The following is a 13,884-nucleotide window of genomic DNA, read 5'->3' as shown; positions in this document are numbered from 1 at the left end:
TTACGTCGTAATTTTTTTAACTCACATCTTCCTTTGGCTTTAATAATTTTCTATGTACAAATTTAAAGCCAAAGATTTTAAACAAATATAATCCAACACCTAAAGGTAGCCAGAATAGTGCGTAATAAATTCCACCATGTACATAGGTGGCTATAGCACTAATATCAACACCTTTTAAGTTTATAGTTTTAAATGGATTAATAAAATATACTAGAGGCCACAATTTTTTCACAACATGGAAAAAACCTGGTGGCATCATATATTCAGGCCATACATACCCTGCTGTAAGCATTGTAGGCACAGACAAAAACATAGCGAAGCGTACACATTGATCCGAAGCATCAAAAACAAAAGCTAAAACAAAGGATATTGCTGTAAGGTTAATAAGAAAAATAGCAAGAAGAATAAAAGAATTCAATATAGTTCCTTTCAAAGGAAGATCAAAATACTTGCCTGCTACATAAAGGCCTCCCGCAAAGCCTACGCATGTCATGAAAGAAAAAACTAAAATTTTTGAACAAATCTTAATTAACTTTTTAACTCCTTCCTTTGAACGGAGCTTAATTTTTACCATGTTCAATTTTTCTTCAATTAAAGCCGGTGCTAAAGCTCCAATATATAATTGCTGAACAGCCAATCCAATAAGTGCATACAAAAGATATCTCATATAACTTAATTGCGGCTCATATAACATACGTTCTGTAAAGGATAAAGAAGCAATGGACTTTTGGGCAGCATAAGGCACCATGTTGTTTGCCTCTAAAACCTTAATCTGAATTCCTGCATTAATAGTATTTAATATTTCGCTGCCATAGGAAAGTGCCGTGTTTCCTATTACTAAATTTGTTTCATCTACTAAAAGCAAAGTTTTTGGAGCCTTAGTTTCAATAGCATCTTTACTAAAATTCTTAGGAATGATAAGCCCTACATTAATTTTTTTTGTTTTTATGGCCTCGTTAAGTTCCTCTTCCGATTGTGGAAAATAAGAAACATTAAATTTTGAAGTTTCCTTAAACTGCTTTACAATATTTCTTGATATAGAAGAATTGTCCATATCAAGAACCCCCATAGGAATTCCCTCTATAAAAATCTTACTAAATGCCAATCCAAAAATAATAGCAACAAGTGTAGGCCCTAAAGTAAGTAAAATAATATTTTTTATAGTTACAGGCCTAACTTTAATCTTAAATTTAAACTTCTCTTTAATACTCATACTTGAACCACCTCTTCAGTTTTCTGCTGGTGATTTTTTTCGTTTTTTATATTCTCATACCTTTTTTTAATAATCTTCTTTAACATGAAAACCCCAAAAGAAGCTATCCACATATATAATACAAATTTAAACAACCAATTTATCTGTGGCAAAATATATTCTATTCCTATATTTTTAAGACATAAGTCCCTTATGGATTCACCGTAATAAAGGAATGGAAGAAACTTAGCAATCTCCTGAAAATAACTAGGCATTGCAAATAAAGGGAAGGTAAAGCCAGCCAAAATAGTTGTAAAAAGAACAGGTATAGAGGCAACCTGCAGTGCAAGTATTTTTTCCGGCAAAATAAGTCTTATAAGTACCCCGTAATTCACCATACCTATACAAAATAAAAGGGTTAGTATAATAGCTCCATTAACAGTTCCTCTAAAAGGTACTGCAAAATATTTAAACTGAATTCCGAGGCTTATTCCAATAGAAATCACCCCTAAAAGCCCACCTAAAATGCCTTTTATCCACAGCCACGAATACTTCTTTTCATCCTTTCTGACTATATCTACACCCAACATAACAAGACTAACTTGAATAATAGAAATTATCATCCCAGGTATAAAAAAGTTTATATAGTTTCTAGTAGGATTATTTAAAAGTCTGTAATTAAAATACATAGGAAGCACATAGTTTTGGGATACCTCAGGCATTATACCTAATTTCCCTTCAACTACCTTTTTTAAATATCCAGTTTTAATAGTAAGAAGAATTTCACTCATTCTTGCTTTAGCAGCACTAGTAACTGACATTTGTGTACCATCGTAACATATAAGCACCTTAGGACCATTTCCACTGGCCAAATCCTTAGAAAAATCCTTAGGAATTATAACACCGACTCTCACTTTTTCTTGTCCTATTAAATCCTTAACATCTTCATCTCTATCGCTATAATTAGTCACATTAAATATTTCATTTGTTTTTATTTCATTAATCAGCATTTTACTAAATTGAGAATTATCATGATCTACAATAATAGTTGGAATATGCTGAACTTGATGGCCTTCCATTTGATATCCTAGTATAAAACTACAAATAATGGGAATTCCAAGCACAAACAAAAATGAAAAAAATAAGTTTTTAAATTTTGCGCCTAGATGTATGAACTTTACTAACTTTTCTTTCATGATTGCATCTCACATCACTTTCCAAAATCAACAATAGCTGTCATTCCAGGATGAAGCGGCTTATCCATATTAGTTAGCTCCACTTTTACTCCATAGGATAATACATCAAATTCTCCATTGTCATTTGTAGCTCTTTTAACTGCAAAATCAGGCTTTTCATTTATTCTCACTATTTTACCCTTAAATTGCTGATTAGGATATGCTGCAAGTTTTACAGATACTTCTCCGTTTAATTTTACTTTCGAAAGGTCTGTTTCTTTTACATTACACTCAATCCATGGTGCAGTTGTATTTGTCAATACGACAAGAGGCATTCCTGGGGTTACTAATTCCCCTACCTCAACATTTAGCTGAGTTACTGTTCCATCTACCGGTGCAGCAATTGTAGTATCATTAATATAAGTCTGTACTTCACTTAATCCACCTTGTGCCTGTTTGATCTGTGCGTCATAAGCCTGTATTGTAGAATCAGCTTGACTTACCTGTGCTTGTGCTGCAGTTATCTCCTCTGCTCTAGCTCCGTTTTTTGCAAGATCATATTTTTGTTTTACTATTTCAAATTGGGTCTGTGCGTTATCAAAATCAGCCTTAGAAACATAGTTTTGGTCATATAAAGCCTTAACCCTATTATAAGTGGTTTCTGCTAAATCATATTGAGCTTTAAGCTGTGCAAGTTCCTCTGGTCTTGCTCCATTTTTTAAAGCTTCAAGCTTTGCCTGGGCTGCCTGCTTTGCCGCTTCTGCTGCATTTTTCTGTCCTGTAGCAGCTTCAATCTGCGCCTGTGTCTGAGATTGCTTTGCTTGTAAGGTGCTATTGTCGATAGTTATCAAAACTTGTCCACCTTTGATGCTGTCACCTTCGCTAATTTTTATTTCCTTTATTTTTCCTGATGTTTTAGAGTTTATCTTTATCTCTTTAGTTTCTATATTTCCTTGGACCGTTAAATGACCATTAGTTTGCTTTATTATCTTATCTCCTGTTAAAGCGGCAGCATTAGTACATGCTGTACAAAGACTACTTGTTACAAGCAAAGACATAATTAATGCTATATTCTTACGTTTCATAGAAAAACCTCCCTGCATAATATAATATTAGCTACTTATAGAGCATCATAAATATTTAAAATAATATGTATTTTAGTTATCAAAATAATTTGCAATTAAGTATTTTTCAACTTTTATAAGCAGTTCATAAAAGTTTTCTCTCTCTTTTTCCGTTAGAAAATTCAAAACCTCTGAGCTAAGGACCTGATTATCAGGCAGCACCTTCTCTAAAATTTCTTTTCCTTCTTTTGTTATCACAGCTTTTATACTTCTTCTGTCATTTTCATTTACAATTCTTTTTATTAATCCTCTTGCAACCATTCTATCAACTAAAGATGTTATGTTTGCTCTCGTTACAGACATTTGATCCCCAAGAACAGATAGGGCAATTCCCTCTTCCTCAGCCAAATAAATTTTATAAAGAGCAGTAAATTGTGGTTTTGACAATTTAAAGGTTTTATAAAATTTATCAAATAATTGCTCTATTAAATCTCCTATTCTGATAATTCTCTCAACTAATTTCATTGGATCAATATCAGTAGAATTGCTATTGATTAAGTTCTCTAGGTTGTTATTCTCTTGCTCCGCCACTAAATTACCTCCATAATTAATAAATTTTTCTATTTAAAATCTCATTTAAAGTGATTTTTATCTTATTTGTCATTTATGTATTTATAATAAACATATAAATAGTAAACATGTTAACTATTTATATGTTTATTATATGAAATTTATTTATAATTGTCAATATAATCTAATATAGGTAAAAATAAAATAAGATACCTCATAATACATAAATGTGCATTATGAGGCATCTTATTTTATTCTTCTGCTGCTGTGATTTTATTTTAAAATTTTTAGTTCTTATGTAATTGATTATCTTTGCAGTTGTGCAATTACAATGAATCTTTGGGGCGCTGCTCCTACATATCCAAAAGGATAACAGGTTACTAATGTTAACATTGGCTCATTATAATTTTTAATAATTTCTTCTTCCTTAGGCTCAGTTATCTTAGTATCAATAACCTTATAGATAAATTTACCTTTATCAGTTTCAACAGTTATAATATCATTTATTTTAACTTCATCTAAATTTGAAAAAACGCCATCTCTATGACCGAATATAACACAATTACCACTTTCACCAGGTAAATACGAACCCTTATAATGTCCTGCCCCACTTTTCAAGTTTTCATCACTAGTACCTTCAACTACTGGCAATGTCTTTTTACTTCTTTCTATAGTCAATTTCCCAATAATTCCATGCTTATTATAAATGTCTTTATCTTTTTCAGATTCATTATTGTTTTGATTATTACTATTAGTACTTCTTATGCTTTTATTTTTTTCAATATTATTTAATATTTCTATATTTTTATTAACTTTTCTTTTACTATATATAATTTCATAGGAAGCATATCCTATTATTAATATAGATATGATAAATATAGCAATAGCAGCTGTATAGGTAATTTTATCTTTTTTCATTTTTTCAAACCTCTCATTTAACTTTCATCATATAATCGCAAATATGAAACTCCTTCTCCTATTGTCCGCTTAAGTTATTTATATATTTTATCATATATGGTTTTGTTAAAAATGAAAACAACCGAGTTTCTCTCTAAACTTCGGTTGTTTCCTGCTAACTTCTAATATTTTATTAAAATTAATATTCTTTTTCTTTTTGATAGTTATCTGATATCTTATACATACTAAACTTAGCACCAGCTTCTTTTGCTTGTGAATCAGCGCTTGTATCTACCACTAGCCATTTTCCATTCAAATACACTTCGTTCCAAGCATGATATCCTTTTGTATTATTAGAATATCCCATTACAACCTTTGTTGGCACTCCAACACTTCTTAACATACCTGCAAAAGTAGCTGAAAAGTCATAGCAAATTCCTTTGCCTGAGTTTACTGTAGAATCAATATCTGGCAAATAGCCTGCTTGTACAGCATTAAGCTTGTCATAATCATACTTAACATTACTTATCAAATAGTTGTAAATTACTTCAACCTTTTTATCATCACTACTTATTCCTTCAGTTAGCGCAGCTGCTTTACTAACTGTCTCTACGGCTTTGTCAAAATTTACCACTTTATTGGATATACTATAAACAGAGCTACTATCCTTTATTTCAGCATCAATATTCCATTTCTCTACTTCTACATATTCTTTTCCTTGAGTATTCTGCAATAAAGTTACAATATATTTGCCGTTTCCCATTTGTAATGGATAATTTTCATATTGCCCTTTACCGTCAAAATCATAGTAATAAACTCTATCATCTTTTTTTACTGATACCTTCATTCTTTTATCACTACTATTACTATATCTAACTTGCACATATCCGTCCCCAACATAATCTTTATTAAGTTGTAAACTAGTACTCATAGCTGTATTAGCTGAAAGTAGATTAGTTTTATTATTATTAGAAGATATATTATTTGCTTGAGCTTGTACTTTAGTTCCAAAAGACACTAAACCTAGAGAAAATATTAAAAAGAAAGCTATCTTTCCTAATTTTTTATACACAAAAAACTCCTCCTTCGGTAACTGGCTGCCACACAGTACAAACTGTAAGGCCCTATAGCTTTGCGTCCTATACTTTCGTATAGTTTGCTATTATCGGCGAAAAGCACGAAATTAAATTTACTATTTAAAAATTTATTATTTAACTTAATTTTACTCTTTATAGTATATATTGTCAATGAACATCCTTGTAAATCTAAATTTTAATATAAAATTTAGATTTGCATTTTATAATTTTCTATAATAGAAAGGTCAAGCAATAAAGCCTGACCTCTCTCTCTACTTAGCTTTGTTTTTATCTCTTCTCTTTAGAATAAATAATCCACTACCAGTTAAAGAAAGTATACCTAAAAACAATAAATTAAAGTTTTCTGTTCCTGTTTTAGGTAAATTTTTATCTCCTGGAGTATTATTATTTTGTGAAGGTTTTGTTGAAGTTCCTGCTGGTATGTCTGTAGGCGACCCTGGAGTCTTATCATCATCAATATTTGTGCTTGGCTTATCCTCTGGTTTATCTTTTGGATTTTCTGAAGGACCACCTGGAGTTTTCTCATCATCAATATTGATTCCAGATTTATTATATCCAAAGTCTACATCGTCTTTAAATTGTTCAGCCGTTAGGCTTACAGAAACTTCTCCATTTAAAGTTTTGTCTAATTCATAAGTTTGTTTTAAATCTTTTGGTAGAGTATTTGCATCTAAGTTTATAATATATTTTCCTGGCACCAAGTCACTAAAGAGGTACTTTCCATTAGCATCTGTAGTGGTAGTACTAACCCTTCCACTTCCGTCTGTCAATGTAAGTTTAACATTAGGTATTCCTTTTTCATTAGAGTCTTGCTTGCCATCTCCATTTTTATCATACCATACATAATCCCCTACAGAGGTTAATTTAATTATTATAGGACCACCGCCGCCACCAGAGGATGGAGTATAGTATCCAAAGTCTACATCATCTTTAAATTGATTACTAGATAATGTTACATTAACCTTATAGTCTAATGTAATATCTAACTCATAACTTGGCACCATTCCTGTTGGTATCGTGGTTTTATCTATACTTACAGTATAATCACCTGGCATTAGGTCATCAAAAAGATACTTTCCATTATCATCTGTAACAGTAGATTTGGTATTTCCCTTTGAATCTGTGAGTATAAGCTTAACCTTTGGTATTCCCTTTTCTGTAGGTTCCTGTTTACCATTGGCATTTGCATCTACCCATACATAATCTCCTAGGGATGCAGAAAGCTTAACTTCTGCAGTATCACTTGCTACTGGGTTATGAGTATTTGGAACAGTATTGCCTTTGCTATCTATCGGTGTTCCGCTAACCTGTACAATATTTACCAAGTCACCATTAATCTTTCCCTCATAATAGTAGACAATAGAAGCTCCTGTAGTTAAAGGTTCATTTCCACTTAATTTAATCATTTTTGATTTATCAATTTTTAAATCAGTATCATTAATGGTTATGTCCTTTAAATCAGTCTCCCCAGTATTTTTTACTGTAAACAAATAAGTTATATCAGAATTTAGTTTACCAGATACTATTTCTACTCCGCTGCCTTTTCCACCATCATGACCATTATACACTGTCTTTTCTACTGTAATTGATGGCTTAACCTCATCTACTTTCGCAGTATCTTGAGCTGAAGGCTTGCTGGCTGTGTCAATAGTATTACCTAAATTATCACTTGGCGTCCCTTCAGTTTTTGCTGTATTTGTTAAGTCTCCATTAATAGTAGTTTCATAGTAATAAGTTATATTTTCGTTAACTTTTAAAGGTGCATTTTCTGCTAATCCACTTTCGCTTCTTTCTTTATAAATCATTTTTGATTTATTAATTTTAAGATCAGCATCATCAATTGTTATGTCCTTCAAACAAACATTTCCTGTGTTTGTTATCTTAAACATATAAGTTATAGGAGTACCCTTCTCACCTACTACTAATTCTCCACCACTTTGAGCTCCATTGTCATGACCAGCATATACTGTTTTTTCTATTTTTATTCCCGGTATCACCTCTCCTATAATGGCTGTATCTTGAGCAGATACCTTGTCTCCATTAGGAATAGCAGTATCTTTATCATCACTCGGTGTTCCTTCAACCTTTGCTGTATTTGTAAAATCCTTAGTAATAGTTGTTTCGTAATAGTAAACAATAGTTGCTCCTGGTGCTAATAAGTCATCTCCGCTTAACTTAGTCATTTTAGATTTATCAATTCCAAGAGTTGTATCATCTAGTGTTATATCCTTTAAGTAAGAAGTTCCTGTGTTTGTTACTTTAAACAAATAAGTTATAGGAGTACCCTTCTCACCTTTTACATTTTCTACTCCTGTGCCTTTTCCTCCATCATGACCTACGTATACGGTTTTTTCCAGCTTTATTCCTGAATTCACTATATATCCTGCATCAATAGTAATATTGTTTTCCCCGGATGCTAATATAACATCTGCTTTTCCTGTACTATCTACATTACTGTCTTTTCCTCTGTCCGCACCTTTAGCTGAATCTGTAAATTTGTAATAGCTATCCTTTACAAACTGTACCGTATAACTTCCTGGAACTAAGCTTGTAAAGCTATACTTTCCATTCGCATCTGTAATTACATCTGGAATAATTGTTCCATCTTCATATTTTGCTGGATTACCATCCTTATCTAAAAGTTTTACTGTAACTCCTGGCATTGCTGGTTCTCCTGCATCTTGAATTCCATTGGCATTTTTATCAAGCCATGCAAAATCTCCAAGGGAAGCCAACTTGTAAAGACCTGCATCCCAGCTCATATCTCTCTGACCAGCAGCTAATGTTATAACTGCTGTTTTTCCTGTTGTTACATCTGCATCACTGTCTTTTAAACTGTCAGAGCCTTGAATACTTTTGCTAAACTTAGCATAACCAGTAGGCTTAACAAATTCTACAACATATTTTCCTGACTTTAAGTTATCAAATAAATACTTTCCATCTGCACCTGTTGCTGCTTGTGGTACAGGGTTACCATATTCATCCTTTGCAGGTGTACCATCTTCATTAAGAAGATTTACCTTAACTCCTGATATCCCTATCTCTTCTAAATCTTGAATACCATTTGCATTTTTATCTTCCCATACATAGTCTCCAATCTGAGCAAGATACATTCCTGCATCAACATCCGTTTTATTTTCTCCTGATTTTAAACTTACTATGGCTGTAGTTGCTGTTAAACCTGTTGAATCTGCTATAGCATCACTGTCTTTACTGCTATCTGATGGGTTATTTATGGTAAATTTATAGTCTCCATTAGGATTCTCAAACTTTACCTTATAAAGCCCTGGTTCTAAGTTTTCAAACTTATAGTTTCCATTTGCATCTGTAATTACATCTTGTACCTGGCTTCCATCTCCATATTTTGCTGGATTTCCATCCTTATCGAGAAGTGTTACCTTAACTCCAGAAATACCTACTTCCCCTGCATCTTGAATTCCATTGGCATTTCTGTCATTCCATACCCTGTCTCCAAGAGATGCTAACCTGTAAAGCCCAGCATCTATAGAAAAATCATTTTTATCTGTAATAACTATATCCTCTGTTTTTATGGCTGATGTAGTTGTACCATTATCTGTATAATCTTCTTTATTACTATAGTTTATATTTGAATCCAGTTCTCTATCTCCACCTACATTATATGGTGCAACCTTATAACCTGTAGGTAAAACAAATTCTACCTTATAAGTTCCCGGAGCAACATTAGGAAATTCATAATATCCAGTTTTTCCTGTGTGACTATCTCCTGTTCTGGTGTATCTTCCTGTGTATTCAAAATCACCAATTACACTATTATACTGATATAAGTTAACTAGCACACTATTTATGCCTGTCTCGCCATCATTTTGTAGCCCGTCTTTATTCATATCTTCCCATACAAAGTTACCGATATAATATTTTGCAGCTGGGTCAGGCTGAACTTCGAAACCTACTTTTTTAGGCTCTGACGGAAGGAATGGTTGATCTCCACCTATATCTACAAAAGTTGCTCCATATCCAAAGGAGTTCCATGCAATTTGATTTGCTGGTGCTTCATAAGGTGCTCTCATTGGCCATTGTAATATTCTTTCTTCATCCTTATTAAGAGGGTTATTACCAAAATCAAATTTTAAGGATCTAACGGAGGTAATATCTAATGGCGGTGTTTCAGACCATCCATCCGTTTTAAGTCCCTTTTTATTTTTAGGATCCCTAAGCTCCTCTTTTGAAGGATTAGGATTTGTACTATAATAAATTTTAACACCTGCTGGAAGTGGCCCTCCATTTTCTCCTGTTATTCTATTTACAAGATATGGTCTCCATGCAGAATCTCTAGCTTTAGTATCAATTACACCTATGTCACCTATATATGGCAGCACGTCAATAATGACAATATTGTTTATAGGTCCGTTGGCTCCTGTATTTTTTACTCTTAATTGATAGTCTGCAATACCTCCTGGCAGCGTATAACCATGCCTATTGCTTATATCATAGTAGTTCCAGTCAGTGTCTAACTCTCCTTTAACCCACTTTTGCGAATCTGCAGTTCCAACAAAGTTTACAAATACATCTCTACTGGATTTAACTACTTTATCTGTACTGCTAGAATCTCCATCTAAATCATTAGTATCATCTATCAATTCATTAATAGGGTTTTCAAATACACTTTGATCATTTGTTGTAATATAAAGCTCATTTGTGTATTTACCACTTAGGGTTTTATCCTTTATTTTTGCGCTAAATTTAACATCTACATACTGTCCTGGTGTAAGAGTTCCTGTAAAGTTCCACTTTAATATCCGGTGCGTTACTCCACCAATTATTTTTGTTTGAGTTGTATCAACAACTGGGTCATTACTGATATTACTATGACTCCTATCACAGCCTATAATTTGCACATCTTCCATTTCCGCTGGAAGTATATCTACTGCTATAGGATTAATATAATCTCCTGTGGCAAAAGCATGATTTTGTATTCTTAAATTATATTCCACAGTATCATTCATATTAAATTTAGTTTGTCCGTTTTTAACGGTTTTAGTAGGTACTAACCAAGGCATTGGGTCTATAACCGAAATTACCTTACTTGCGTTTTTTATAATAGGAGGAATTCCATCCTTAGTTGCAGTAAGGGTTGCGTTGTTAGTTATTTTATCTCCAGTGTCTGGCTTTGATACAGTTCCATTTACTGCTATTGCAGATGTGTTCCTAAACCCTGGAGCAATACCCTCAGCTCCATTAGTTAATATCCACTTTACACCTGTAATTTTTTCTCCAGGATTAGGAGTAATACTATTTGTATCTAAAACTTTGTTGGTATTCGAAGGAACTGGAGTACCCGGCCAATTCTGCCATGAACCACTGCTATTTATTTCGTATTGAACTTCTACGTTAGCAGTATTACTATAAGCTCCAGTGCTTATAGATGTAAGTGTTATTTCCTTAGGTATGCTATCTACTATCTCAATTTTATCAAGAGGCACATTTCCTGTATTTTGAATATTGCTTAAGGTAAACTGCGCAGTTTGCCCTACAGAATACCTGTCGTCAGCCTGTCTTCCATTTTTAGTGAAATTAGCTACTGATGGAGCAGCTGCTGCAAAGCCATGAGTAAAGGTAGCTTGTTTAGTTAACACCTTAGTGTCTCCAAACAATTGCACATATCCATCTACTGCATTTGTAACTGAATCTTCAACTTTAACACTAGGATATTTTACAGTTACAGTTCTATTTACTGAAGTATCTACATTTACATTGCCTATATCCCAAGTGACTTTTCCAGTTCCACTATCATATACTCCTCCATTTGATGAAGAAATGTATTCTCCTCCAGCAGGAATAGTGTCTACCAATTTCACACCATGAAGATTTAATCCTCCAGTAGCACTATTACCCTTAAGAGTTATTTGATATGTTACATTTCCACCTACCGCTGGAGTTCCTGATGGAATTGTCTTAGTTTTAGTTATACTCCAATCAGGATCTTTTACCTTTGGTGTAACAGTAACTGGATTGCTCGTTACCTCATCCCCATAGTCACCTTTAATCTTTGCCACATTAATTGCTGAGTTAGTAGTCCCTCCCTGTGTAGTTCCCGCTGGAAATCTTGCTATAATCTTAACAAATCCAGTTTTACCGGCCTTTAAAGGCTCCTTAAAAGTAAAGGTTATTAAGTCATGTCCATTTATACTACCTGTTGTTGTTACTGCTATATCTTCTGATGGAGTATAAGACACATACTTTATATTACCTGGAAGCTCGTCTGTTATAACTACATTATGAGCATCTGTAGTAGTATTGGGATTTGCATATTTTATTGTGTAGGTAAAGTCCTCTCCAGCAAAAACTTCACTTTTATCTACAGTTTTTTCTAATGTAAAGTTAATGTCATTTGTATCTGCTCTTGCCTTATTCTCAAAAGCTAATGAAAAAATGTTTAAGATAAAGGATACTAGCACCATTAGGGTTAAAACCTTGTTTTTTCTTAATTTAACCAATTTATACCTCCTTTCATTTACTTGCAAAGTCCCTCAAGTGTTGTAATCATAAAAATATTAGTTATTATTCATAATTTTATCACCTTTCACTTACAAAACTCTTACAAAGCATCTGCGCATATAAATAGTATAATGACTAAGATATTGGCTTTTAAAAATTAATTGTTTTTACTATTTTTGCTTTATTAAAAATATATTTTATATGCAAAAAACCGACCATTATATTAAATATATAACGGTCGGTTGCACTACTAACTCACTGCGTATAAAGTGCCCAATTAAATACACAAATTATGATTCCCTTATAAAATATTTTTCATATTAGTTTCTGTAATATCTTCAGTTATTTTAGCCGTATGTTCATGAACTGAATCAAGCTTCTTAAAAATACTATATCTATAATTTTGCTATATTTTGCTTATGATAATAGAAGTAAAAATTTTCAAATCATCTATATGTTTTTCTATAATCTCTTCAACTACCTTTAAATTTACAGATTGATAATTATGTACTGCTATATTTCTAAATCCCACCATAGATTTTAACTTTTTCATTAACTCACTATCTATTAATTTATTTTTTTCTAATACTTCAAAAGCATCCCTGCTATTTTGAGGTATGCCTAATTTTTTCTCTGAAACTATATGCATTGCTAAATCAATTGCCGCTTCACAAGCTCTTTGAATATTTAAAATTATAGAGTCTTGTTTTGTGTAATTATCTAAGTTTTTAGGATTATTATTATATTCTTCCTTAATTCTTACTAAGCATCTTTCAATAATCGCTATTTTATTGAAAATCACATCATTCCCCATAAACATTACCTCTTTCCTTAATATTTTTAAGTATACTCTCTCTTTCTTCATTTAAAAGAGCATATTCTTTAAAAGCCCTCATTTCAAAATACATTCTTCTTGTATCATCATTACAATATATTACTTCTCCATTCCCAACAATTTGTGCTTTAAATACTGTAGAAGCATTTTTCAAGTCTATAAGATCAACTTCTCTTTTTAATATATCTGCTAGTTCTTGAGCTATTATAAAAACTTCATATTCGCTTAAATTCATATCACTTAAAAAAGCTATATCTACATCACTATCTTCTCTAAAAACTCCTTTTGCACTAGAACCAAAAATATATATTATATAAGGTTCTAGTTTTTCTATTAATAACTTTTTTATTTTTTCTACACAGCTCTTATCTATATTCAAATATAACACCACTTTTCTTTTTTATTCTTCTTTCTTTAATATTCCTATCACTGCTTTAGTTTTATTTATTTCATTGTATCATATTCATTTTTTCAATCAAATACACTTATCTGGAATTAATTAAATATTCGTTTAAAATAAAAACTACAGAAACTTATTCTCTATAAATTTCTGTAGTTTTCCTCCTGGCTTTAGCCA

At 32.2% G+C, this 13,884-nt stretch carries 9 protein-coding genes and 2 riboswitches; all 9 genes read right to left on the bottom strand.

Annotation, left to right across the window (positions count from 1 at the left end):
- Nucleotides 1-16: 16 nt before the first annotated feature.
- The 9 genes from I6U51_RS13045 to mntA all read right to left on the bottom strand — a co-directional run bounded on the left by I6U51_RS13045 (nucleotide 17) and on the right by mntA (nucleotide 13,686).
- On the bottom strand, nucleotides 17-1,213 hold the full coding sequence (locus I6U51_RS13045) for an ABC transporter permease (protein ID WP_211143051.1): 1,197 nt from the start codon (nucleotides 1,211-1,213) through the stop codon (nucleotides 17-19).
- Entirely contained in the window at nucleotides 1,210-2,388 is a 1,179-nt protein-coding gene (locus I6U51_RS13040) for an ABC transporter permease (protein ID WP_211143050.1), read from the bottom strand. The genes I6U51_RS13045 and I6U51_RS13040 overlap by 4 nt, the downstream gene beginning before the upstream one ends.
- Before the next feature lie 14 nt (nucleotides 2,389-2,402).
- Complete coding sequence (locus I6U51_RS13035) at nucleotides 2,403-3,452, bottom strand: HlyD family secretion protein (RefSeq protein WP_211143049.1); 1,050 nt, start codon at nucleotides 3,450-3,452, stop codon at nucleotides 2,403-2,405.
- Between the two features lie 72 nt (nucleotides 3,453-3,524).
- Entirely contained in the window at nucleotides 3,525-4,022 is a 498-nt protein-coding gene (locus tag I6U51_RS13030) for a MarR family transcriptional regulator (RefSeq protein ID WP_211143048.1), read from the bottom strand.
- Nucleotides 4,023-4,307: 285 nt separating this feature from the next.
- Nucleotides 4,308-4,919, bottom strand: coding sequence for a class D sortase (locus I6U51_RS13025; RefSeq protein ID WP_211143047.1), 612 nt, complete (start codon nucleotides 4,917-4,919; stop codon nucleotides 4,308-4,310).
- Nucleotides 4,920-5,097: 178 nt separating this feature from the next.
- Nucleotides 5,098-5,970 (bottom strand): transglutaminase domain-containing protein, encoded by an 873-nt coding sequence (locus I6U51_RS25335; protein WP_211143046.1) that lies wholly within the window; start codon nucleotides 5,968-5,970, stop codon nucleotides 5,098-5,100.
- Nucleotides 5,971-5,983: 13 nt separating this feature from the next.
- A riboswitch (cyclic di-GMP riboswitch) is annotated at nucleotides 5,984-6,069 on the bottom strand.
- 177 nt (nucleotides 6,070-6,246) lie between these two features.
- Nucleotides 6,247-12,471: an SdrD B-like domain-containing protein gene (locus I6U51_RS13015; RefSeq protein ID WP_211143045.1), complete on the bottom strand. Its 6,225-nt coding sequence runs from the start codon at nucleotides 12,469-12,471 to the stop codon at nucleotides 6,247-6,249.
- A 228-nt stretch (nucleotides 12,472-12,699) separates the two neighbouring features.
- Nucleotides 12,700-12,782, bottom strand: a riboswitch (cyclic di-GMP riboswitch).
- A gap of 96 nt (nucleotides 12,783-12,878) precedes the next feature.
- Nucleotides 12,879-13,286: a type VII toxin-antitoxin system HepT family RNase toxin gene (hepT, locus tag I6U51_RS13010; RefSeq protein ID WP_211143044.1), complete on the bottom strand. Its 408-nt coding sequence runs from the start codon at nucleotides 13,284-13,286 to the stop codon at nucleotides 12,879-12,881.
- Nucleotides 13,276-13,686 carry a type VII toxin-antitoxin system MntA family adenylyltransferase antitoxin gene (gene mntA / locus I6U51_RS13005; protein WP_211143043.1) on the bottom strand — a complete coding sequence of 137 codons (411 nt, stop codon included), beginning with the start codon at nucleotides 13,684-13,686 and terminating at the stop codon, nucleotides 13,276-13,278. The genes hepT and mntA overlap by 11 nt, the downstream gene beginning before the upstream one ends.
- Nucleotides 13,687-13,884 lie beyond the last annotated feature (198 nt).

The sequence above is a fragment of the Clostridium aciditolerans genome (genome assembly GCF_016316925.1).
GTDB classification, from domain to species: Bacteria; Bacillota; Clostridia; order Clostridiales; family Clostridiaceae; genus Clostridium_AM; species Clostridium_AM aciditolerans.
This window is presented reverse-complemented; position numbering and strand designations above follow the sequence as displayed.